Below are 23,620 nucleotides of genomic sequence, written 5' to 3'. Positions count from 1 at the left end.
CGTCAAACCTGTTCCGGATAGAGGCCGCGAGTGCGGGCAAAGACGCGCGTCATGCCGAGGAGCGCGTCGATATTAGGCGTCTCGATTCCGAGGCATCTACCGAGTTCGTGGACCGCCGTCACGATGCTGTCGAGCTCGATTGCGCGCTGACCCTCGACGTCTTGCAGCATCGACGTCTTGAAGGCCCCCAGCTTCGCCGTGATTGCATGCCTGTCCTCAGGCCCCTGTTCAATGACACACCCGATGGACGCGCCGATCAGTGCCGCTTCTTCCATCGCACGCGTGCAGAACTGGCGCAGAAGAGGATCGCCCAGCACTCTGTCGCTCGTGGCTCCGGTCACTGCGGAGACGGGGTTCAGGGTGAGATTGCCCCAGAGCTTGTACCAGATGTCTTGACGAATGCTGTCGGAGTGCTTCACGTCGAATCCAGCATGTTCCAGCAGCAAGACGATATCCTGAACCCTCTGGCTCAAGCCGCCTTGCGGCTCGCCGAGAATCAGACCTCGGCCCATCTTATGAAGTACAAGACCCGGCTCCGTCGTGGATGTGCTGGCGTGCACCACCGCACCAACGATCTGCCGTTGCGGAATTGATGCGGCAACGACACCCCCTGGATCCACGCTCTCGAGGCGATTTCCATTCAATGCCTGAACTCCGTCGGAGAACCACCATGGCACCCCGTTCATCATCGGAACGATCAGTGTGTCGGGCCCGATCAACGGACCGATCTGGGTAGCGACCGTCGGCAATGCAGGTCCTTTCACGGCGATGACGACGATGTCCTGAACACCCAGCTCCTCGGCGCGGTCACTCGCAATCGCCGGCGCCTGTACGAGTTCGACGTCCGTCTGAAGCCTCCATCCTCGCTCGCGCAGGGCATGCAGTGTCTGGCCGCGCGCCAGGGCAGAAACCTCGGCCTGGCCGGACGCGGCGAGCTTGGTACCGACAAAGCCACCGATTGCACCGGCCCCCACGATACAAACTCGCTTCATGATGTGAAGTCCTTACTGTCTTTCAGATTCTGCTTCAAATGCTCGGGCACCCGCTCGTCGAACCCGAGCGCGACCCGGCGTACCTCGGTCGAATCAGTCGGCGCGTGGCCGACACCAAGCCCTGCTGCACGCGGCGCATCGATACGCACGACAGTCCCGGACACTCGACCGATTCCGGTAATCTCGCACTCCACTGTCTGCCCCGGATCGACGCTGCGCGAATGGCAGGGTGTTCCCATCAAAATCACGTCACCGGCGAGCAACGTAATATGGCGGGCAATATCGGCGATCACGTAATGAGGCCCCCAGATCGTCTCGTCGCCGATATGTGCCTCCTGGACGACTCTCCCGTTGACGTAGGTCCGCAATGTCTGCTCGAAGAGGTTGACTCCGCGTACGATACCGGGGCCGATCGGCAACAGGGTGTCGGCTCCTTTCACGCGCAGCATGCTGCCCTGGTCAGTGTCGCGGAAGTCCTGCAGCCCCATGTCGAGCGCGGGGCAGAAGCCCTCGATGTAATCCCACGCCTCGTCGGGTGTCACGTTCCGGCAGGTTCTGCCCAGCACGACTGCATACTCTCCCTCGTAGTTCAGGTACTTGCTGTCCGCTGGCTTGAGAATCTGGCCACGGTGTCCATTCAGCGACGTAGCCGGCTTCGTGAAATAGGTGGGTGTTTCGGTTGGCCGCGGCTTGTTGCGCGTCTCGTAGCTGCGCGACGTGTAACTGATGTGGACGGCGATGATCTTGCTCGGCTCGACGGGCGGAAGATAGGTCTGATCGTCGGCTTCCAGCAAACGACCGTCGTCGAGTCTCAGGCGACCGCGATGCTCTCCTTCCTCGACGATCGTCCCCCAGAATGCGCTACCACCGACGAGTACGCGGCGGCGCTCGACGCGCGGCCCGACCATGACGGCCGGCAACGTCTCGAAAGGGAATTCAAAATGCATGAAGTACTCCGTATACGCCAATCAAGGTTGAAACCAGACGTGGATATTTCCGGTACCGCGCGCGTTCTCGTAAGCAGACAACGACTCGCCCTTCGATCGGCATTCCCGGCCGCCCATCGCGCCCACCATCTGCAGATAGTGCGCACCGAACGCCTCCCAGGGCTGCCGGCGATACTCGCCCTCCCAGCGATCGAGGATGATGTCGTGCCGACCTTGAGCCATCAGTTCGATCGCACCTTTGTCGCTGGCGATCGCTTCGGGTGACGAAACATTGGTCTCGTGAAAGATGCGGGGATGGTTCGGCTTCCAGTCGATACCGTTGAACTTGTGGCTCAATGCTCCCGATGCGAGTAACACGGCATTGAGATTGCTGCGACGAACTGCCTCGCCGATCGCCTCGCCGGACGTCAGGAATTGCTGCCACGTACAGTTCTGACATGAACTTACTGACACGACAGGCGTGTCATTCAACTCGAAGCGCAAATGCTTGACGAGGTTCAAGGTCGCATACTGACGCTCCAGCAGCGGGTGGCTCGCCATGCGGTTATACCCGCCGCGTTCGCGTGAAACAGCCTCGATGGCCAGCGCGAGTTCCGGATGGCCGCGATAGTCGAACGGCACGCCGTGGAGGTACCACGGCATTTCGTCCGACACGTACGTGCCGGTGTAGCGCTGTGCGCCGTCGACGAGGTGATAGCCCGTGGTGAACCAGTGGCTATCGAATACGATGACGACGTCAGGTTTGGCAACCTCGATCCTGTCGCGCAACCGCGCGTAACCCGCGATCAGGTCGGAATCCTCTCCTGCTCCCATTGCGCGCCGGAACTCTTCACACTGCATCAAGCCGGGGTGGTGCGACACGATCGCTGCACCGACAATTTGGCCCATGATTGTTCTCTCCTCAACGATGACTGAAGCTAGCGTGGAACGGCTTCTTCGGAACGATGACGTCTTTGACGTCGCAAAAAAACTCGAAACTCCAGTCACCGCCTTCGCGCCCGATACCGCTGCGCTTGATACCGCCGAATGGCGCACCCAGATCGCGAACGCCAAAGCTATTGACCCAGATAAAGCCGGTGCGGATTCTTTCCGCGACGGCCGTTGCGTGGGTGGTTTCGCCGTAGCAAACACCTCCGAGGCCGTAATCGGTGCCGTTTGCAAGGCCGATCGCGTTTTCGTCGTCCGTGAAGGTCTGAAGCGTCAGCACAGGACCGAATACCTCGGTCTGGACAATTTCGTCGCTCTGCTTCACGTTCGTCAGCATAGTGGGCTGAAAATACTGTGCCCCAAACGAATGCCTCGCCCCGCCCCAAAGCAACTTGGCGCCCGCGGCAATTGCGCGCTGCACGAACGCCTCTACCCGATCAATCTGACGGGGATGAATGATGGGGCCGACCTCCGTGGTCTCGTTCCGAGGATCGCCGATGACAAGGCGCTCGACGTGCTCGCGCATCCTTGCGGTAAATGCCTCGGCGACGCGTTCGTGTACCAGAAAGCGAGTGCCTGCAAGGCACACCTGTCCCGCGTTGCGGTACATCAACGCACCGGTTGCCGCCGCGGCATCGAGATCCGCATCCTCGAGCACAATGAACGGGCTCTTGCCGCCCAGTTCAAGGCTGCATGGCACGAGGTTGGCGCCGGCTGCCTGTGCAATCCATTTCGCCGTCGGCACACTACCCGTGAACGAAACGCGAGCAATACGCGGATCGCTAACCAGCTTCGCACCGGTCTTTGCGCCAGTACCCTGCACGATATTGAGCACGCCAGCAGGAAGACCTGCTGCATCGGCCGCATTGGCCAGCAGCGAGCAAGTCAGCGGCGCCCATTCCGGCGGCTTCACGATGCATGTATTGCCTGCGGCGAGCGCCGGACCCAGCTTCCACGTGGATAACAACAACGGCGAGTTCCATGGCGTAATGATGACCACGACGCCTGCCGGATCATGACGTACACGATGGTGCGCCTGCTCTGTTTCGATGGGGCGGTTCTGCAGGTCCAGCGCATGTTCGGCGAACCAGCGGATATTGAGCATCGCGCGCGGTACCACGCCATGGCGCATCCGCGACAGCAGCACGCCGGCATCGGTGCTTTCGACTCTGCAGAAATCGTCCGAACGCTTGCCGATCTCCTCTGCGAAGCGGTCGAGGTAGACTTTGCGCTCAGCCGCGCTCAGTTCGGACCAGGCGGGAAAAGCCGCTTCCGCGCTACGAATCGCAGCCTCGACGTGTTCGTCCAAACCCTCGCTGATCGAACCGAGCACTCGCTGATCGATGGGGCTGGCCAATTCGAACTGCTCCGGCGAAGCAACACGGCGTCCGTCGATATAGTGATCGGTCGATACCTGAACACCCGCGACTTCGATATGGGAGGTTTTCATCTTCTTCCTTCGATTTTCAAAAACAACGTCCGGGGCCAGTCGGACATCAATATCCGCCGCCTTGAGAGCGGCCGATCAATTCCGGCTTGAAGCGCATTGCCAGCGAGCGCGCGGCCTTGGCCAGCAGCGTCGCATCGACGCCGACGGCGATGAACCGCACGCCTTGCGACAGGTACTGGCGCGCCCTGTCCTCGTCGACGGCCAGAATGCCGGCCGCCTTCCCGGCGGCACCAATGCGCTCGAATGCAGTCGCGATGGCCGCCTGTACCTCCGGATGGTCCGCCTGACCAAGCCGGCCGAGCGACGCGGCGAGGTCGGCCGGCCCGATAAACACCCCGTCAACCCCATCAACGGCGGCAATCTCGTCGACGTTTGCCAGCCCCTCGGCCGACTCCACCTGAACCAGCAAACACATCCGTTCGTTTGCAGTCCTTAGATAATCTGCATCGGCACCCCAACGCGATGATCGTGCAAGGCCGCTCCCTACACCGCGAATTCCGGCAGGCGGATATCGCATGGCGCGCACGAGATCGCGTGCTTGCGCCGCATTGTCGACCATTGGGACGAGCAGGGTTGTTGCGCCGATTTCCAGCACTTGCTTGATCAGCGCGGTATCCCCATGCGGAATACGGACAACGGGATGCGATCGGTACGATGCAATGGCCTGCAAGCTAGCCAACGTGCTCCGGAGATCATTGGGCCCGTGTTCCCCGTCGATGAGTAGCCAGTCGAATCCGGCGGTCGCGCAGAGCTCCGCCGTATACGCATCGGCCAACCCCAGCCATAGACCGTATTGAATCGCGGACGTCGAAAGGGCTGCCTTGAAGGAGTTGATTGCGCCTCTCATACGAATTTGACCGAAATCGAGCCGAGTGGACCGTAGTCGGCGTGGAAGGTATCGCCAGCCTGACAGGCGACCGGACGAGTAAAGGAGCCACCGAGGACGATTTCTCCGGCAGCGAGCCCCTCGCCATACGGCGCGAGCCTGTTCGCCAGCCATGCCACCCCATTTCCAGGATGGCCCAACACTGCAGCGCCCAGCCCGCTTTCCTCGATCACGCCGTTCTTGAACAGAAGGGCGCCGGCCCAACGCCAGTCCACCTCGTCCGGCTTGCGCGGACGACCACCCATGATGATGCCGGCGTTCGCGGCATTGTCAGCGATCGTGTCGCGAACCTGACGGGGCGCGCGCGTTTCGCGATCCAACTGTTCGATGCGCGCGTCGATCAGTTCGAGCGCTGGAGCGACATAGTCCGTTGCATTCAGCACGTCAATCAACGTAACATTCGGGCCGCGCAACGGCCGCGCCAAAATAAACGCCAGTTCGACCTCGAACCTCGGCACGATGAACCGATCCGCACGGATTTCGCTGCCGTCGCACAGCAGCATGCTGTCCAACAACGTCCCGTAGTCAGGCTCGTTGATCTGCGAGGCCAACTGCATGGCGCGCGAAGTCAGTCCGATCTTGTGCCCGATGACCGTGCGCCCCTGTTCCTTCTGCAATGCGATCCATGCGCGCTGGATCGCATAACTGTCTTCGATCGACATGTCAGGGTAGCGCCAGGTAAAGTGGCGTAACTGGCTTCGGGTCCGCTGCGCATCGTCGAGCTCACGGGCCAACGCAATATGGGTGGATGAATCTAGCAAGTCCGTCTCCCGACCGGCTCCAAGCGTCACCGGCATCGTCGTTATCCTGAGTTGCAAGTCTCGTCCTTCAGCCACCTCAAGAGAAGCAATCAATCCTCGACTTTTATCAAGTAACGCTTGATAATCGAATCATGTCGCTTACCCGATTCTCATTGCGCCAAATCGAGACGTTCGTCTGCGTGGCCGACCTGCATAGCTTTGCCGGCGCCGCACAGCGGCTCGGCATGACCCCACAGGCCGTCAGCCAGTTGATCGCCGAGCTCGAGACCACACTCTCGTTCCGGTTGTTCGACCGCACCACCCGGCGCGTGAGCCTATCGACGGCCGGCCGCGACTTTCTCACCTCGGCCGAGACCATCATGCGCCACGTGCGAGCCGCTGAAAGTGCCGCTGACGACGTGCGAAACCGCGCCGCCGGTGTGGTGCGCATCGGGGCGCCCCTCGTTCTGGCAAGCACGGCGTTGCCCGCCGCGATTCGCGAATACCAGGCAACACGACCGAAAGTCGTCGTCCGCATACGGGATTTGCCGGTGGATGCCCTGGTGGATGCGGTCTCGGTCGGAGACGTGGACCTCGCAATTGGTCCTGATCGCATCGTCGGCGATACCGTTGAACGGCAAGTACTGTTCGATAGTCTGTGGGTATTTTGGTGTGCGAAATCGCACCCGCTGGCGAAGCGGAAAGTCTTGCGCTGGCGGGACTTGATGGGAACCGCATTGGTGGCCGCCGGACGCGACCACGAGCACAGCGTCAGTCAGATGCGGCTGAGTACCCCGGAGGGGGAGCGCGTCACGCCAATCGACGTCGTCGACAACATTTCCACGGCGCTCGGTATCGCCGGCGAAGGGCTGGCCGCGACGCTCGCGCCCGCCTATGTTGGCGCCCTGGCTCCCGCGTTCAATCTCGTCATGAAACGCGTGATCGATCCGGAAGTACTCCGGAAGGTATGTCTGTATCGCTCGTCTCAACGCGCCGCATCGCCTGCCGTAGATGGTTTCGCGGAATTCCTCTGCACGAAGTTGGCCGACTGGTCGAGGCAATTCCGCCAGCCGGAAACGGGCGCATAACTACAGAACCTTCCCGGCGAGCCGCCCCTCCAATCACGGGGCGGCGCGCTCGGTCAGAAGACGTTGCGGAGGCCTACAGCCACGCCGGTCTGGTTGTTGCGTCCTGGAAAGTCCGCGTTCCCCGCCCCCGACCCGTGGATGTAGTCGATCGTCCCGTATACCTCGGTCCGCTTCGACAATGAATACTCTGCCAACAAGGTGCCGGAATAGCGTGTGCCACGCCCCCGGCTCGTACCATCGGCGTTCAACGCATTGCGCGACTTGTCGTAATACCCAGCCACGGTCAGCAGCAATGGGGCCGTAGCCTGCCAGCTCCCGCCAAGGTAAAAACCGTCATCGATACGATTGCCGTTGGTTTTCGGCGACCAGGCAGCGGCCGGCGATCCCGCCGCGCCCATGTAAATATCGACAATGCCGGTGTTGTCCTGGCCATGTAACCACCCGCCGGAAACCTTGTACGCGTCGAAGGCATACAATGCAGCCAGATGCACCACGCGGTATTTGTTGTTGCTTGCATCACTGTTCTGCTGATAGCCCACACCAAGCAGCAGGCCGCCCAACGCGTACGACGCGGTTGCGCCGAACATGCTGCCCGCTGCCACGCTCCCTGGAATTCCGCCGAAGGCATACATCGCTTTAATATTGACCCCTCCAATGCGGCCATCGTACTTGACCGAATTACTCGAACGCAGACCGTAACCAAGTGCCCCCGGCATCCAGCCATCTTGATCAAAGTTCGCGACGGTCAGGGGATCAAACACGTCGCCAAGTTGATCGAACAATGGAGTGTTCTGGCGCCCCAGTGTAACCGTGCCAAAGCGGTCGCTTGCGAGCCCGACGGTTGCCCAGCGATTGAACAGCGTATTGCTGCTCGCCAATTGTCCATTCCAGACGTTGTAGCCGTTTTCCAGCCGGAAAACGGCATGCAATCCAGAGCCCAGATCCTCGCTCCCCTTGAGCCCCCAGCGGCTTCCCGTGATCGGCCCCACGCCCATTGCCACCTGACTGTCGTTCTTCGCGTTCGCATTTGTCAGGTAGCGGATGCTTGTATCGACGACACCGTATAGTGTGACCGCGCTCTGCGCCCGCGCCTCGTGCGTCACCGACATGAATGTGAAGGCACACGCCAAGGCAAACCCGGTGTAAACCTTGATATTCGACGAGTTATTCATATTTAGTTATCCATAGTTATGCGTAAATATCCAGTTGATCACGAGTTCGATCTACACAAACTCAATCAACTCCATTTCCCTACGCTGCCGGAACCGAATGGATTACATCGTGACCGCATCCAGCAGTGTCTTTTTTCCGCCGACATATCGGTAGATGGAAATGACACCATGCTTGAGATCGCCATTCCGATCAAACGACGTTTCTCCGGTCACGCCACGGTAATCGGTGCGCGGCATCACGGACAGGATCGCGGCGCGGTTTGTCGAATTCGCGCGCTTCATCGCATCAACGACGATGTATACCGCGTCATAGGTCAGCGGTGCATATAGCTGAATGGGACTGCCGAAGCGTTTCTGGAACTTGATGGCGAAAGCCGCCCCTTCCGGCATCTTCTCGAGCGCTGCACCAGCCTCCGAGCACACGACGTTATCCGTTGCATCGCCAGCGAGATCGGCCAGCTTCGGCGAACAAACACCATCGCCTGCAAGCAGTCGCGCGCGGATTCCGAGCTGCTTGGCCTGCCGTGAAAATGGACCGCCCGTGGCATCCATGCCGCCGTACATGATGGCATCGGGATTCTCGCCCTTGATCTTCGTCAAGATTGCCCGGAAATCGACTGCATGATCATTCGTTGCATCGTGCGAGACGACGCGAATCCCGAGCGCCTTCGCACGCTTCTCGAATTCGCTCGCAAGCCCCTGCCCATACGCAGTCGAGTCATCGACGATCGCGACAGATTTGATTCCCATGCTCTTGAGTGCATAGTCGGCCAGAGCTGGCCCTTGCTGAGCATCCGTCGCGACAAGGCGATAGGCTGTCTTGAAGCCCTGCTTCGTATAGACGGGATTTGTCGCCGACGGAGATATCTGCACGACGGCGGCATCATTGTAGATGCGGGAAGCCGGTATCGTGGTTCCCGAGTTCAGATGCCCAATGACAGCCACGACGTCGTCGTCAACCAACTTCTGGGCGACCTGAGTCGCCGTTCGCGGGTCTGCGGCATCATCTTGGGCGTCGAGACTCAGCGTAACGACCTTGCCGCCGATCGTCAGTCCCTTCGCGTTGATTTCCTCGATGGCCAGTCGCGCGCCGTTCTCGTTGTCCTTACCCAAATGCGCTATACCGCCCGTAAGCGGCGCAACGTGGCCGATCTTCACGACCTCGCCGGCGTTGACCGATTCGCAGGCAACGAACGCGATTACCGGAATGATGCCGAGACACCTTACAGCCGAGTTTTTTCTCTTCACGACGATCTCCTCTTCCCGATTAAACGACAGAACCTCCAACTACTGCACGCCGCAGGCTATCCACCGTTTACTCGGTGACGCCCGCCCTCTCTAATCGCTATTAGCTAGCGATTCTCCTTAGAAGACCTTACTGATCAATCAAGAGGAACCGGATATGAGAATCCTCCGTCTTCAACCTGATCGAAATCCGCACCGCGCCCGTCCGATTGAACCCGAATGTCCGGCGAATGATGTCCTGACCTTCCATCGTGCGGTTCGCTGCAGTACGCATAACGCTTGCTATCGCGTCGCCTGTCCGATGTGGCGGCCTACGCGCGAAGCCGGCCCCTGTGAACCTTTCCAGGCTCGCGCGTCGGTTTCCGCCTCACGCGGATATCCACTGCACACGCCTCGACAGCGAATGAGGACCGATCGTAGCCGTCTATATTTGCGTGCGCAAGCACGTATATTCCCGAATTCATCGGTGAGATGTGACGACCGGCTGCGGGATGCTATGCTTACCGGCTACATCACCACCTATCGCATCGAGCATGACAGACTCGGTTCACGGATTATTTACTTACAAGCTGCACGCAATAAAAAAACTGACCGACCGGATCACAAGTGCGGCCTTCGAGCAGGCACTCTCGTTGAGCTTGCCGGAAGCGAGAATTTTGTTGAACGTGGGTGAACTGGGCCCCGTGTCGGTATCCGATCTGGCCATTGCTACCCATCTCGATCGAAGCCGGGTGAGCCGCGCATGCGACGCGCTGGAGCGTCGGGGGCTGATCGTCAGGAGCGCGAGCGCGCAGGACGCACGTAGCGTCGAATTGACATTGACCGATGCTGGTCGCCCACTTTACGACCGTGCGATCGTCATTGCCACTGACTGTAATCGGGAGATTCTTGCCGTACTTTCCGCGCAGGACCGCCGCAAGTTGCACGGTCTGTTTGATCTGCTGATCAAGTCCTGCACTGAAACGAGTGGCTGACGCGGCGGCGGCGAACATGCCTTTCATATTGCAGCCACCGTTCGCGCGTTAGTACACTGAGGACCGTGCGCCAGCCATTAGCAACACAACAGGCTGCCGTATAACCTGGCCCGAAAAGAAGAACGGAAAGGCGACACACGAAACCAACGAGGCTCCGTGAGCCAGTCGCCCGGCACCATGCCGACCGGTTTATCGCGCGAGACGGTAGAGAGAAGACACCGATCCCGCGCGGAGTCATGCGTCCTGGATCAGAATCGGTGGCGCATGCCGACCTGCATCGCCAACTGATTCTTGCCTGAGGAGGCCGGAATGCTATAGATCTGGGCGAAGGTCGCGTCACCTGCCGCGTGCTGATAAATGGCAGTCGCGAACAAGTCGGTACGCTTTGACAGCGCATACTGGACGCTGAAGTCGATTTGGTGCCAGCGGGGCTTGTTGCCGCCAGAGTAGCGTCCCCAGGTATAGATATAGGCAGTACCGACAAGCAACATCGGATTCAGGCGCGTATAAGCCGCAATCTCGGCATTCTGCAATCGCAAGCCGGTCCCGTCGCTGTAGTTGAACAAGACATTGCTGTAGTTGCCAATCACATTGACCGAATCGAAATCGTAGGTCGCGCCCAATCCGAAGATGCGCTGCTGGTCCGTTCCCGCCCCATGTTGACTCAAAACGAAGGGTGAAGTGAAGCCCCACCCCGTACTATCGACCGCGCCACTGACAAGGTTGGGAGTTGCACTATTGGTGCGACGATTGAATTGAGTGAAGGCTCCACCGAGTCGCAACCGATCACGCGCGTAATTCACTCCGACGCTGTATCCGTTGTTGTCGTTTGCGACTGTCGTATTCGAGAACGCGTAGCTGCCCGCAACCGTCACACCACTAAAGCTTGGCGACTGGTAGCGAATAGAGTTGTTGAAGCGGTTCGTGAAGAACATATTGTCATTGTCGCCAATATGCGTACCGATACCGGTGAACACATTGGCCGACTCCGCCCACCAGAGCGAAGCTGTCATCTCCTCGTACTGTCGCCCCATAGTGACGGTGCCGTAGCGGTCGTTACGCACGCCGACGAATGCCTGCCGTCCGAACATCCCACCTACCTGAGCACCGGTATTGATCGCAAACCCGTTCTCCAGGGTAAATACCGCGTGCGTGCCGCCGCCCAGATCCTCGTCGCCCCGCAGTCCGAACCTTGGCGGCATCATACCGCCGCTTACCAATGCCACGCGCGAAGCGCCACCGACGTTACTAACATACTGAACGCCGGTCGAAATCACACCATAAAGCGTTACGCTACTCTGCGCATGAACAGGCGTCGCCAAGGATGCAAGCGCAAACGTAGACACCCCCACGGTCGTTTTTGTCCATTTCATAATTTCGGTCTCCTATCTATTCAAACCGATTACTCGTCTTCAATCATCTCCGCCGATCCGATCAACTCATCAATCTCGTCTGACACATCGACATAGAGAATCCCCTCTCGGCCTCACCTCCCAGCACGCTCACTCCAGCTCGTATTCGATGGTGATCTCCATGGCAACGCCGTACGGCATGGACGAAGCACCGATGTTGACGCGCGCATGCGCTCCACGCTCCGGGCCAAACACTTTGGTTACGAGATCCGAGCAACCGTCGGCGACCTTGGTCAGCCCCTTGAAATCCGGCGTGGTCAGGCTAACCACTGTTACGCGCACGACCTGCTTGATTTTCGACAGGTCTCCGATTACAGATTTGGCAAATCGGAGCGATCGCAAGCATGCCAATTCCGCATACTTCTTACCCTTTTCATCGGCGTCGAGGTCATCTCCGAAACGTCCCTTCAGCCACGCATTTTTCGGCCCAAACTCACCATTGACGTCTTGAGGAGCGGCCGAAGAAACGAACAACAATTTTCCCACCACATTGCCGTTCACGTAGTTTCCGAACGTCTTCGGGGCAGCTTCGTTGATCTGCGGATATCCCAATCTGACAAGTGCATCTTCAGGGGTTTGCGCTAGGGCGAACTTTGCAGCCAGCATGAAGTAGACGGCACAACAAGCGAGGGGGTATCTCATGATTCTGGTATTCCGTTATCAAGACTGGTGGCTGTCGTCATTGCCACCACACAAACACATTCGCTGCGATGTCTTCACTCCGACTCGTCGAGTCACAACACACCGCCAAGTAAATCGGGCACTGCAGGATTGGCCCGATCACGAACTCCGTCGCCTCATCAATGGCCAGAGTTTGAAATATTCCGAAAACGCAATCAGTAACGGGAAGGTCACGCCAAGCAACGCCGACGCAACCCAGCGCTCGTAGTCAAATCCAGGCTCGCCGGACGAGAGCGTACCTGTCAGGATCGGAGCAACCCGTCCGTAGAGGAATGCGAGCAGCAAGCCGCCGACCATCGCCACCGCGGCGTTTCCGAGCCCCTTCACAGGCTGGGGCAGACGCTGAAACAGCGTACCCTGTAGCATATTGAGCACTACGATCGTGCCGAAAATGAATGGAATCGGCACTTTCACCATGAATGACAACGCGCTCATATGCAGGATCGCGATCCCGATGTGCATGGCCAAGCCGCCGATCGCGAGAGCGAGGCCTGTCCAGACAATTCCCAGTATCGGCTGACGCATCAGCGAGGGAATCGTGGCGAGTGGCCAAAGATCGAAATGCAACAGCAGAAACAACACCGCGACGGCCGTCACAATGAAGGCAAGAGCCAGGTTCGCATCGAACAATCCACCAGGATCAAGCGCCGGCACGTAAATCGGCGCTCCACGCAAGAATGCGAAATTACAGAACGTGCGAAATACCACGAAACTCAAACCGTAACAAGCCACCAGCATCGACAGCCCGGATACGAACGGCGTTTCAGTCAGGCTTACGAACGGCCAGCCGCCGAACATGATCGCAAGCCAGAACATCACGATCACCGTGAATATGGTGTACACGACGAGCATTGGCACTGGCGGCGCAATCCCCCCGCCGATCGTGACATAGCAGACTACGGCTACTACTGCGGCAATCGCGAGTGTGGACAGTAAAAGTACGCCTCCTTTCGCAGGCTGGGCGAGATGAGCCACAAAGGACGGGTTCCCTTTCCAACTGACACTGATAAGGATCTGCCCAGGTATCGCGCACATAAAAATCCACGCCGTCCAGGTTGTGAAGGTCGTGAAGTCAAACAATCTTATGATCGCCCATGCGACAACTACAGTCATTGTGGTTGCCAAAAATCCGCTAAAAGGCTGCCTCATATATCGGTCTCCTACATATCTATACTGCTCTAACCTTCTTCTTTCTTGAATTCACATTAATCGGGGAGCAACGCTCCGGATGTCATGAATTCTCCATCCAGATAGAGCAGCGGCTTCCCACCGACTCCGTAGCTAATGTGGCGAATATCGCCGATCACGATTGCATGTGTCGTCGTGATCATCATCTGCTCGACGTCACAATCGAACGACGCAAGAGCGTCGGTTAGGATCGGCGCACCGGTGGCCGCTTGCGTCCAGTTGTCGATCGCCGCGAACGGATCCTCTCCCTGCTTGCCGGCAAACGCGAACGCAAGTTCGCGGTGCTGGATTCCGAGCACGTTCACTGCCATGCAGCGCGCCTTGGCGATTGCTTGATAGCTTCGTCCCGAGAGATTCACGCATGCAAGAAGGCGTGGCGGGTTCGCGGTCAGGGAGCAGACCGCTGTCGCAGTCAAGCCGAAGCGGGCGCTCCCATCTTGCGTTGTGACAATATTGACCGCCCCCCCCAACCGTCGCATGGCGGATCGGAACGCATCGCTCCTCGCCGTGGCGTCAGCTTGACTCGCTGCGTCCGACTCCGCATCAATGCCATTCTTCACGAGCCACGCGGAAACCCTTTCGCTGACGGAAGCGCTGATTTTTTCTGAATTCATGACAGACCCTTAGACAACGTGCCTTGCATCCCAGTACAGGATGCCACGGCCATCATTTCGCTCAAACACCGTTCGGCAAGCCGTAACCGGCCATCACGCCGTCAACCATGTCGGTCGACGAGCCCCAATCGAAATGACCGAAGCAACGCATGTGTTGCACGAATGGAGGACCTGAATAGAACATCTCGTACTGGGTATGTCGCGAACCGAATTCCGAGCCAAGCGCATCCCAGGCAAGCTTCATCAGTTTCACGCGCCCCTGGGGATCGATCGCTGCCGAACGCTGAGTCTGTTCGATCAACGCAGCCATCTCGGGATTCGCAAAGTCTTCGGCCGACGAGGGCAACATGATCACGCCGCCACCAGCCAAACCACGAATCTCGTTGACGAAATGCGGATACAGTTCCTGCCCCATCGACGTGGCCGAATACACTCGAGCCGCCTTCGGGACGAAGAAGCCGTTACGCGTAACCGGATCGGCATACAACGATTGGAAGTTGCCTTCGACGGCCATTGCCTGCGCGGCCAGCTTCCCGAGCACATCCTGGATCGGAGGAAAGTTGATCGTTCCGGTGGTTTCGGTAAGTCGACGTGCAATGCCGAGCAGAAACTGCAGTTTGACTGTGAAACGTGCCTGACTCTGCAGGTTCATCATCGCTTCTGCGGCGGTTTTGTGAAACATTGCCCCGCACATGTCAGGGCGCCGATAGACGAATACCCGGTCCCATGGCACCTTGACGTCGTCGAAGTAGATCAGCGCATCGTTTTCGTCGAATTGCGTGGCCAGCGGATAGTCAAACGTCGAACTAGCCGCTTGCTCATAGGAGCGGCGCGACAGAATCTTCACGCCCTTCGCAGCAAGAGGGATCGCAAACGACAGCGCATAGATCTCATCGTCCGGCTTTAGCGGATTCTGAACACCCACCAGGCATTCCTGCGCCAGGACCGCTGCAGTACCGAGCATTTTTGCTCCGCGCACGGTAATGCCTTCGGCATCCTCGTCAACGACGCCGAGCGAGTGATATTTGACGCCCTGGTCCCCCACATCCTTGGATCGATCGCCCTGCGGATTGACAATCGTGTAGGTCAGCGCAATGTCATTGTCTCGCGCCCATTCGTAATAGGAGCGAAGTGCTGCGGCTCGTGCAGGATCGTACTGTTCGAACACCTCGCTGGCGACCAGCATGCCGACCAGCGCGGACGGTACATGATCGGGGGACCGTCCAAGCCACCCCCCTGTCTGGCGCGCCCACGCGACATGCGCAGCAGCACGGGCCGCGAGATCCTCGGCAGTCTTCGGCAACTGCCACGCGCGATTGACCTGACGGCCGTTACCCGGTGACGTGAACGTCATCAGTTCCTGGTTCGCGGCCTGGAAATCGTAGAGCGCAGCCACCGTGCGGACCGCATTCCGGAATGCCGGATGATCGACATGGTCGTCAACACGTTCACCATTGATATAGACGCTGCGCCCGTCGCGCAGACTCTCGATATAGTCGTTGCCAGTCTTGGACATGATTAAATTGCCTGGTTGTCTCTGTAGTTGTCGATCGACCACCGACAAGCACGATATGCTTGGCGGGGCCATTTCACTTATTTCGTATGCACGCGGCCCTCGAATGCGCGCGCCATCGAATCAGTCTCGAAGTAGTCGGCGAGATTCACGATTTGGTTTTCACGTACAGTCCACAACTGTACCCACGGTACATCGAAGGTAAGACCCGTCGCACGCACACGTGATCGCTCGCGCCCCGCCACGGCAATGCTTTCACCACCATCGATGAAGCGCTCGGGCGCAAACTGGAGTACATCCAGGCTCGCAGCGACAGTATCGAAAAAACTCAAAATCTGGACGCTGCCCTGAAACCGCCCAGCCATCGGAATCGAACTGGGCCCCGGGAACACGATCTCCCCGTCCGGCGCAAACAAACTCAGGGCATCGGCGAAGCGGCCAACGGCCGCGCATTCATAGAATTGCTTGACGATAGAAAGCGACATGGCAAAACTTCTCCCCGGTGCGCATCGCACCGTTCCAATCGAATCAGTAAGGTGAGGACGCGCGGCCCGCAGTGTAGGGCGCCGAGCGTTGCAGCGTCAGTCGAGATGAATCCGCTGGTCCCAGGGCGATTCCCGACTCCAGTTAATGCATACGCTTTGCCGGCGCATATAACCCTTCCATGCATCAGAGCCCGCGGTTCGACCGCCGCCAGTCTCCTTCTCGCCACCGAAAGCCGCCCCGACATCCGCGCCGGTAGTACCCATATTTACCTTCGCGATGCCGCAATCGCTTCCGGCGGCCGACAGGAATAGCTCGATGTTCGAAATATCCTGGCTATGAATTCCCGAGGCCAGCCCCTGGGCGACGCCATTGTGAATCTCGATCGCCTCTTCCAGGTCGTCGTACTCCGTCAGATAGACGATCGGCGCGAATGTCTCGTGCTGAACGCACGGCCACGCGGGCTGTGCGCCCGTGATGATCGTTGGCTCGACGTAGTAGCCGGGCCGATCGATACGCTTTCCGCCGTAGACGACTTTCCCACCGAGCGACACGGCCTGCGACACCGCGGCCTCAAAGTGGCCGACCGCCGCCTTATCAATCAGCGGACCGACGACTGCTTCGGGTTCGCGGGGATCGCCCACCTTGATCTGCCCGAACGCTTTCGCCAAAAGCTCGGTGAACCGCGTTGCGGCGCTGCGATGAACGATGACGCGCCGGGTGCTCGTGCAGCGCTGTCCTGTCGTGCCAACCACACCAAAGGTGATCGAGCGAGCGGCCAGTCTGAGATCCGCGGTCTCATCGACGATACATGCGTTGTTGCCCGAACATTCGAGCATGTAGCGCCGGCCGAGCTGTTGCCCGACGATCTGAGCAACCTTGCGGCCGACCGCGCTGGAACCGGTGAACGACAACAGCGCAATTCGTGGATCGGTCAGTAACCGCTCTGCGACCTCGTTGTCGTCCGGGATGAATAGCGAGAATACGCCCTCGTGCCCCTGAGCCGCCATCGCACGATTTGCCAGATGCTGCAACGCGATAGCCGTCAGTGGTACCTTCGGGCTCGGCTTCCAGATCACGGTATTGCCGCCGATTGCCGCGAGGAAACCATTTTGCGCCCATACCGCGGCGGGAAAGTTGTAGGCTGAAATGATCCCCGTAACGCCGAGTGGCAGCCATTGGTCGTACATGCGATGGCGACCTCGTTGAGACTGCTGCGTATAGCCGTACAGCATGCGCGACTGGCCAGCGGCCATTGTCGCCATATCGATCACTTCCTTGATCTCTGCCTTGCCTTCCATAACGGATTTACCGGTATCGATCGCAACCAGCCGGCCTAGCAGATCGTGGTGCTCCTTGACAAGCTCGCCGATTCCCAGCACCAATTCACCGCGCACCGGAGCCGGCACCATGCGCCACCGGTGCTGTTGTGCTTGCGCGGCGGAAACCACTCGCTCGTAGTCGTCAGCGGTCGCGGCCGTAACATAGGCGGTGGTCTCGCCCGTTGCGGGATTTACGGCGGCGAACGCATGCGCGTCACCGCCTTCGCTCCAGGCCGCGGCCGAGCCTGCACACGTGCCGCTATGGTTATGGCCAATACCCAGGTCACGGAGGACGGAAGCAATATCAAACATGATCAATGATCCTTACTGAGAAATTCGCCGATGGTTTCGTCGGTATGAAAGACGGGCTTCTCGTAGTAGTGGGGGCCATCGTAGATCTCGATCAGCACGCTACGCTCGTGCGCGATGGTTGGCCCGTGCGGATGATCCTTCGGGTTCATGTAGAACGCGCCGGGCGTCAAACGGAGCTGCGAGTCCGTGTACTCGTATTCACCCTCCAGGCAATACATGAACTGATTCGATGCGTGAGAATGCTTGACTGGAATGCGGCCGCCCTTCTCATATTCAAGTAAGGCGATGCTGGCACCCGTGTCCGGGTTTTTCCACAGGAAGTACTGTCGAAAGCCGTACTCAGGGAAGTCTAGCCAACCCGCTGGATCCAGCTCAGTGGTCCGCAACAGAACTTCGAGCGTCGCAGGCAATTCTTTTTTTTCCATGATGTTTGGTCTCCTCATGCAGCGTAATCCGGGCGACCGGCAGCGACCCAGCGCTCGTATTCCACGCGGCTTTCCGCAGTGCTCGGAAACAGACCGAAGATTGAACGGCCGCGCGGGATCTGAGTTTCGACGAACTGTTCGTACTGCGACTGCGCGTGTGCAGCCTCTGCGACTTCGTCTGCCAATGCCGAAGGAATCGCAACGACACCTTCGTCGTCGCCCACCAGGATGTCGCCCGGATAAATCGCTACCCCGGCACAACCAATTGGTTCGTCAAGTGCCTGAGGATGCAGTGCCAAAGGCGTGGCTGGCGGTGCATTCCCGAGCTGAAACGCGGGCAATTCGATCCGTGCAATCGACGGCGTGTCGCGGAAGCCTCCATCGGTAACAATGCCGCGAACGCCCCGCTGCGCGAGCCGGGCGACCATGATGTCTCCGGCGGATGCGGCGCGAGTGCTACCCCCTGCATCGATGACCAGCACGGCACCGCTTGGACATTCCTCAATGGCTCGCCGATGCATATTGTCGTCCCGTTGATAGTTCTCCATCGTGTCGATATCCTCGCGTGCCGGAATGAACCGCAACGTGTAGGCCGGACCGACCATGCGCGGCATTCCCGGTCGTACCGGCGACAGCCCGAGCAGAACCGTGTTGCGCAAGCCATGGCGCATCAAAAGCACGTTGGCGATCGTCGACGGTGCGCTCTTCTCGAGGAGTTCGCGAGTTGCGGCCGACAGCGGCACAGTATTGGGTTGCTTCATAATCGTTTTCCCTGACTGGCTCGGCTTCTCACAGCCCCGCCGCAACACGAACCCTGAGCATGCCGACACGCGCCACACTAGCAACCATAAGGTGCCCAGGCTCGACAGCCCCGACTCCTTCCGGGGTACCAGTAAATATCAGATCACCGGGATAAAGCGTGAACAGGGCCGATAGGTCCGCAACGATATCGGATACTTGCCAGATCAATTTGGACACGTCGCTGTGCTGTCGCGATGCGCCATCAACCCACAACTCGATCTCACCGTGTTCGATCGCACCGGTATGTTCAATGGGACGCAATGCACTGATCGGCGCGCAACGCTCAAACGTCTTGCCGATCTCCCACGGTTTGCCAGCCTGGCGCATGGCCTGTTGCAGATCGCGACGAGTCATGTCTATACCGACCGCGTATCCAAACACATGCTCCACCGCCCGATCGCGCGGAATATCCCGTCCACCCTGGCCGATGGCAACCACAAGTTCCACCTCGTGATGAAGATTGCGGGTGGCTGGCGGATATGGAATCTCCAGCACTTCGTCATCACGCTCGGCTGCGATCACTGTGTCAGCAGGCTTGCAGAAGAAGAACGGAGGATCGGTACGCGGATCCACGCCCATTTCGATCGCGTGATCCGCGTAATTTCTGCCGATGCAGTACACACGATTGACGGCAAAGCGAAGGTCTGATCCAACTACGGGTACGCTGGTCACTCTCGGGGAATTCAAGTAGTCCATTACACTTGCTCCTTCGGTCGACCGCCGGCATTCAAGCATGCCACGGCCTCGATCTCGACCAACACGTCAGGCTGCAGCGCACTTACTTCAACCAGTGTGGCCGTGGGAAAGCAACGTTCCGGCGCGGTGCGCTCAAAAAATTCACGACGTGCCGTCCACACTTGTTCGCGTTGCTCGATGCGAGTCAAGTACAGGTTCAGCTTGACGATGTCGGCCGGATTGCCGCCAGCAGCGGCGAGCAGATGTTCGATGCGCTCGAATATCGCGCGCGCCTGTACGTACTCGTCGTCGCCAATCACACGATTGCCTTCCCCACGCGCGGTCAATCCGGAAAGGAAAACCAAGTCGCCGACTTTCAAGCAGTTCGACCACAAACCTGACGGCGCCTCACTAACTGCACTACTAACTATTCTCTGAATTTCCATGCTTCCGATCCTGACGATTATTCGAAAAATTCCGCTCCTGGAGCCATGCCCCACTGCGTCGTTTCGTCCGCTCCACCGCAGAAAACCGACGGCACGTGGTCCCGGTTGACGACGTCGCCATCCGTGTAGTGCTCTACACGGAAGCCATGTACGTCTCGCCAATAGTCGTAAATTTGACTGCCGAGCATGTGTCGACCTACTCCGCAGTCGAGGCGATAGCCGCGTAACGACAGATAATCGTGTGCCGACATTACGTGATCGAGATCCTGCAATTCAAACGAACTGTGGTGTATCCCCGCATTTCGCGATTGAAGAACCAGCAAACAATGATGATCAACAAAGTCGGCGCCGCGATCGACACGCAGGAACGTGCCGACAACATCCTCAATGCGACCCGGCTCTGGCCCGAAGTAGTCGGACGGCACCAGTCCGAAGCGCTCGCGCAACCATGCGACCGATGCGGCATGGTCGGTCACATGCAGAGTCACGTGGCCCAGCCTAAGCGCCGGCGCGGGCTCACGTCGCTGTCGAATGCTGGCATTGGTACGCTCCTTGGCATGCCCGGCATTGAATCGATTCGGTGCGCGAACCGGAGCTGCCACGTAGACCTCCTCGCTCCACACCGCATCCATCTGGAAGCCATCCGGCATCGTCAGCCGCACGTACTCGCCACGAAACGGCGACGGTAGCGCTTCGATCGGACCGGCATCGGCAAAGCTCGCGAGTCGCACGAGATCCTTCTGTTCTGGCACGCAAAATCCGACCCCCAGGAATCGGCCCTCGGCGCCCCTCACCGCTTCGTAGACAAACGGAGCAGCCGCTGCGGCGCGCATGCGCAAGACCTCATCCGTGCGCTGGACTGTACTCAATCCGAAATCAGTCATGAATCGCTCGGCCGCCACCAGATCGGGAAGCGCGTAGCGAACGTACAGGATGTCTCTGGCTGTCATGATTGGAATAGTGCGATGAGCGATGTCGGAATATTGCGCCGGCAACACTTGGTAGACCAGTGACTTTGTGCGATCCTGATATAACCAAATTCTCATATCGCACCTATCCATGGCACGCCTCGACTGGTATATCAGAGTTAACTTGAAGTTCCGGCATTTGCAGCTTCTCGTCGCACTGGATGACTACCGGAACCTCAGCAAGGTGGCCGTCTTGCTCAACGTCACGCAGCCTGCGTTGTCAAAGTCACTGACCGACTTGCAAAGCGGGTTTGGTGTAACGTTGTTCGAACGCACCGGGCGTGGCCTGAAGCCGACCGAGTATGGGAGCGTGCTCATCCGGCATGCACGTCGGCTGCTCCAGGATCTCGCGGAAGCTGGCGACGAGCTACATGCGGCAGCGACCGGCACTGCACGCCGGCTGCGCATTGGCACGCTGCCAGCATCTGCGGCGTGGCTCTTGCCGCAGGCTCTGATCAGAATGAAGCAGCATGCGCCCGACGCGACGGTCTTCGTGCGAGAATCCACCATGGACGTGCTACTGACAGAGATGCGCGTTGGAAATCTCGATGTGATTGTCGGTACCCTGCCGGCTCGTCGATCCGGCCCGGATCTCGAAGAGAAGCAACTGTTCAACGACGCCACGGCCGTGGTGGTACGTCGAGGCCACCCGCTTGCAGTACGGGACCGTGTTCAGTGGAAGGACGTGAGCGGCTTTCCATGGATCCTGCCACCGCGTGACTCCCTTCTACGACAACCTCTGATTGTCGCTTTCAGTGCTCACGGGTTGGAACCGCCCGTAGATCATGTGGAGACGCTGTCGTTGAATGTCGTGCTGGAATTCGTGCGGGAGACTGAGACGATCGCAACCCTGCCAATGACGCTTGCGCGGCGCCTTGAGCAGAACAATGAGATCGCAATCCTGCCATTGCAATTGTCACGCCTCGTTCGACCGGTCGGTATGCTCTGGTTGTCGGGCCAGCCGCCCTCGGCGTCACGCGATCTCTTGCTTCAATGCCTTGACGAAGTGGGCCAACAACTCGCCCGTGGCCCCGCATCGATCGGCATCAGCTATCTAACCTCAATTTCGCAAGATAAACCTTAATTATTTATATGGACCGACAAGGATTTGTCGGAATTGGATTTTTCTGGCTGTCGTATCGATCGAGCCTCCTTCAGAATCGTCCCCAACCCTATCCCGCGCGCCCAAGTCGGCCCTCGACGCCGGCTTAGCGCTCCTCGCCTCCGACGATTTGAAAAGTGTGCTGATTATGCTGTCGGCCGATAGGGTGCTGCGCGCCCCCTTGTCAGCCGCCCCGGCCAACCAATTCTTGGTTTTTTTGACTCCCAGGAACGAGAAACTCTGCGGACATGCATTTCGGTGCCAGATACAAGCCTGTTGAGTTGTAAGCGAGGGGCCTTTTGCATTTCACCACACCGCTTCGCGCAAATTCAGTTCAACCGTGGAACACGAGCAGCACCAACGGCATCGTGACGGTCGCAAGCGCCGTCTGTACCGTAATGATGCCGGCCGACAACCGGTGATCGCCGCCGAGCAGCTTCGCCATGATGTAGGCGGACGGTGTGCACGGCAGTGAATTGAACAGCACGATCGTCGTGAGTGCCGGGCCCCGGATGCCCAGGCTGAAACCGATCCAGAAAGTCAGCACCGGCACGAGCAGCAACTTGATCACCGACGACTGGAACACGGGGCCACGCGCCGCCTTCGCGGCCTTCACGTCGAGGCCCGCCCCCACCGCGAGCAACCCGAGCGGCAGCGACGCGGCGCCGAGAATCGACAGCACACTCGATATCACCGCCGGCAAACCGAGCCCGCCGAGATTGAACGCGGCGCCGAGGACGACCGACATGATGACCGGATTCCTCAGCAGCGCGCCGCCGATCTGCCATGCCGACGGCGCACCGCCACGACCGTGGTGCATCAGGATAATGATCGACGCGACGTTCAGCAGCGGTATCGCGACCGCGATGCTGATCGACGTGAGCGTCAGTCCGACGCTTCCGTACAACGCCGCGGCCGCGGCAACACCCACATACGTATTCGGCCGTAACGCCCCCTGGATCACCGACGAGAACACGGCCCCCGGCTGCCGGCTCCACGCTCGCCACGCATACAGCAGCGCCGCGCTCGCGCCCACCGCGCCGAGGATCGCGACCGCGATCGGCCGCACCGGAAACTGCGTCAGATTGGCTTTCGCGACCTGGCTGAACATCAGCGCGGGAAACATGTAGTAGTAGTTCAGCGTTTCGCACGGCAGCCAGAATTCGTCCGGCAGCAGGCGACGCTGCCGCAGCACGAATCCCGCCAGGATCAGCACGAAGATCGGCACCAGCGCGCCCAGTACATTCTGCATCGGCT

General features: G+C 59.1%; 24 protein-coding genes. 3 read left to right on the top strand and 21 right to left on the bottom strand.

Annotated elements, in window-relative coordinates:
• Positions 1 to 2: 2 nt before the first annotated feature.
• From PL79_RS06730 to hpaH, 6 genes are read right to left on the bottom strand one after another with little or no spacing between them, the layout of a single operon-like run.
• Entirely contained in the window at positions 3 to 992 is a 990-nt protein-coding gene (locus tag PL79_RS06730) for a 2-dehydropantoate 2-reductase (protein ID WP_044845542.1), read from the bottom strand.
• On the bottom strand, positions 989 to 1,939 hold the full coding sequence (locus PL79_RS06725) for a fumarylacetoacetate hydrolase family protein (protein WP_044845568.1): 951 nt from the start codon (positions 1,937 to 1,939) through the stop codon (positions 989 to 991). Before PL79_RS06725 ends, PL79_RS06730 begins: the two co-directional genes overlap by 4 nt.
• Positions 1,940 to 1,960: 21 nt before the next feature.
• Positions 1,961 to 2,827: an extradiol ring-cleavage dioxygenase gene (locus tag PL79_RS06720; RefSeq protein ID WP_044845541.1), complete on the bottom strand. Its 867-nt coding sequence runs from the start codon at positions 2,825 to 2,827 to the stop codon at positions 1,961 to 1,963.
• Positions 2,828 to 2,840: 13 nt separating this feature from the next.
• The gene (locus PL79_RS06715; RefSeq protein ID WP_044845540.1) at positions 2,841 to 4,316 is read right to left on the bottom strand and encodes an aldehyde dehydrogenase family protein; all 1,476 of its coding nucleotides are present in this window, start codon (positions 4,314 to 4,316) and stop codon (positions 2,841 to 2,843) included.
• Positions 4,317 to 4,362: 46 nt separating this feature from the next.
• A complete protein-coding gene (gene hpaI, locus PL79_RS06710; protein WP_044845539.1) occupies positions 4,363 to 5,163 on the bottom strand; it encodes a 4-hydroxy-2-oxoheptanedioate aldolase in 801 nt (266 codons plus the stop codon).
• Positions 5,160 to 5,963, bottom strand: a complete 804-nt coding sequence (gene hpaH, locus PL79_RS06705) for a 2-oxo-hept-4-ene-1,7-dioate hydratase (protein WP_044845567.1) — start codon at positions 5,961 to 5,963, stop codon at positions 5,160 to 5,162. Before hpaH ends, hpaI begins: the two co-directional genes overlap by 4 nt.
• Before the next feature lie 131 nt (positions 5,964 to 6,094).
• On the opposite strand from hpaH, the gene PL79_RS06700 reads away from it, so the two are divergent.
• A complete protein-coding gene (locus tag PL79_RS06700) occupies positions 6,095 to 7,030 on the top strand; it encodes a LysR family transcriptional regulator (protein ID WP_044845538.1) in 936 nt (311 codons plus the stop codon).
• Positions 7,031 to 7,083: 53 nt separating this feature from the next.
• On the opposite strand, the gene PL79_RS06695 is transcribed toward PL79_RS06700, so the two are convergent.
• Positions 7,084 to 8,202: a porin gene (locus PL79_RS06695; protein WP_044845537.1), complete on the bottom strand. Its 1,119-nt coding sequence runs from the start codon at positions 8,200 to 8,202 to the stop codon at positions 7,084 to 7,086.
• A 102-nt stretch (positions 8,203 to 8,304) separates the two neighbouring features.
• Positions 8,305 to 9,414, bottom strand: a complete 1,110-nt coding sequence (locus PL79_RS06690) for a branched-chain amino acid ABC transporter substrate-binding protein (protein ID WP_044845566.1) — start codon at positions 9,412 to 9,414, stop codon at positions 8,305 to 8,307.
• A gap of 566 nt (positions 9,415 to 9,980) precedes the next feature.
• Here PL79_RS06690 and PL79_RS06685 point away from each other — a divergent pair.
• Entirely contained in the window at positions 9,981 to 10,421 is a 441-nt protein-coding gene (locus PL79_RS06685; protein ID WP_044845536.1) for a MarR family winged helix-turn-helix transcriptional regulator, read from the top strand.
• A 248-nt stretch (positions 10,422 to 10,669) separates the two neighbouring features.
• Here the strand turns inward: PL79_RS06685 and PL79_RS06680 are convergent, their stop codons facing one another.
• The 12 genes from PL79_RS06680 to PL79_RS06625 form a co-directional block, all read right to left on the bottom strand.
• Positions 10,670 to 11,794 (bottom strand): porin, encoded by a 1,125-nt coding sequence (locus PL79_RS06680; RefSeq protein WP_082088551.1) that lies wholly within the window; start codon positions 11,792 to 11,794, stop codon positions 10,670 to 10,672.
• 129 nt (positions 11,795 to 11,923) lie between these two features.
• Entirely contained in the window at positions 11,924 to 12,475 is a 552-nt protein-coding gene (locus PL79_RS06675) for a RidA family protein (RefSeq protein ID WP_082088550.1), read from the bottom strand.
• A 138-nt stretch (positions 12,476 to 12,613) separates the two neighbouring features.
• Positions 12,614 to 13,663: a hypothetical protein gene (locus PL79_RS06670; RefSeq protein WP_135800984.1), complete on the bottom strand. Its 1,050-nt coding sequence runs from the start codon at positions 13,661 to 13,663 to the stop codon at positions 12,614 to 12,616.
• Between the two features lie 56 nt (positions 13,664 to 13,719).
• Complete coding sequence (locus PL79_RS06665; RefSeq protein ID WP_082088549.1) at positions 13,720 to 14,316, bottom strand: flavin reductase family protein; 597 nt, start codon at positions 14,314 to 14,316, stop codon at positions 13,720 to 13,722.
• A gap of 61 nt (positions 14,317 to 14,377) precedes the next feature.
• Complete coding sequence (locus PL79_RS06660) at positions 14,378 to 15,832, bottom strand: 4-hydroxyphenylacetate 3-hydroxylase family protein (protein ID WP_044845534.1); 1,455 nt, start codon at positions 15,830 to 15,832, stop codon at positions 14,378 to 14,380.
• Positions 15,833 to 15,909: 77 nt separating this feature from the next.
• Positions 15,910 to 16,314, bottom strand: coding sequence for a nuclear transport factor 2 family protein (locus tag PL79_RS06655; RefSeq protein ID WP_044845533.1), 405 nt, complete (start codon positions 16,312 to 16,314; stop codon positions 15,910 to 15,912).
• A 96-nt stretch (positions 16,315 to 16,410) separates the two neighbouring features.
• Complete coding sequence (locus PL79_RS06650) at positions 16,411 to 17,946, bottom strand: aldehyde dehydrogenase family protein (RefSeq protein WP_082088548.1); 1,536 nt, start codon at positions 17,944 to 17,946, stop codon at positions 16,411 to 16,413.
• A 2-nt stretch (positions 17,947 to 17,948) separates the two neighbouring features.
• Positions 17,949 to 18,371 carry a cupin domain-containing protein gene (locus tag PL79_RS06645; protein WP_044845532.1) on the bottom strand — a complete coding sequence of 141 codons (423 nt, stop codon included), beginning with the start codon at positions 18,369 to 18,371 and terminating at the stop codon, positions 17,949 to 17,951.
• 14 nt (positions 18,372 to 18,385) lie between these two features.
• The gene (locus tag PL79_RS06640) at positions 18,386 to 19,132 is read right to left on the bottom strand and encodes a ribonuclease activity regulator RraA (protein ID WP_044845531.1); all 747 of its coding nucleotides are present in this window, start codon (positions 19,130 to 19,132) and stop codon (positions 18,386 to 18,388) included.
• Between the two features lie 28 nt (positions 19,133 to 19,160).
• On the bottom strand, positions 19,161 to 19,868 hold the full coding sequence (locus PL79_RS06635; protein WP_044845530.1) for a fumarylacetoacetate hydrolase family protein: 708 nt from the start codon (positions 19,866 to 19,868) through the stop codon (positions 19,161 to 19,163).
• Positions 19,868 to 20,293, bottom strand: coding sequence for a RidA family protein (locus tag PL79_RS06630; RefSeq protein WP_044845529.1), 426 nt, complete (start codon positions 20,291 to 20,293; stop codon positions 19,868 to 19,870). Before PL79_RS06630 ends, PL79_RS06635 begins: the two co-directional genes overlap by 1 nt.
• 17 nt (positions 20,294 to 20,310) lie before the next feature.
• A complete protein-coding gene (locus tag PL79_RS06625; protein WP_207671162.1) occupies positions 20,311 to 21,339 on the bottom strand; it encodes a VOC family protein in 1,029 nt (342 codons plus the stop codon).
• 13 nt (positions 21,340 to 21,352) lie between these two features.
• Here PL79_RS06625 and PL79_RS06620 point away from each other — a divergent pair, with 13 nt between their 5' ends.
• Positions 21,353 to 22,345 (top strand): LysR substrate-binding domain-containing protein, encoded by a 993-nt coding sequence (locus PL79_RS06620; protein ID WP_044845528.1) that lies wholly within the window; start codon positions 21,353 to 21,355, stop codon positions 22,343 to 22,345.
• A gap of 352 nt (positions 22,346 to 22,697) precedes the next feature.
• Here the strand turns inward: PL79_RS06620 and PL79_RS06615 are convergent, their stop codons facing one another.
• On the bottom strand, positions 22,698 to 23,615 hold the full coding sequence (locus tag PL79_RS06615) for an AEC family transporter (RefSeq protein ID WP_044845527.1): 918 nt from the start codon (positions 23,613 to 23,615) through the stop codon (positions 22,698 to 22,700).
• Positions 23,616 to 23,620: the final 5 nt, after the last annotated feature.

The organism is Burkholderia sp. USMB20, from assembly GCF_000949135.2.
Classification (GTDB): domain Bacteria; phylum Pseudomonadota; class Gammaproteobacteria; order Burkholderiales; family Burkholderiaceae; genus Burkholderia.
Note: the sequence above shows the minus strand (reverse complement) of the source record. Positions and strands in the feature narration are given on the sequence as shown.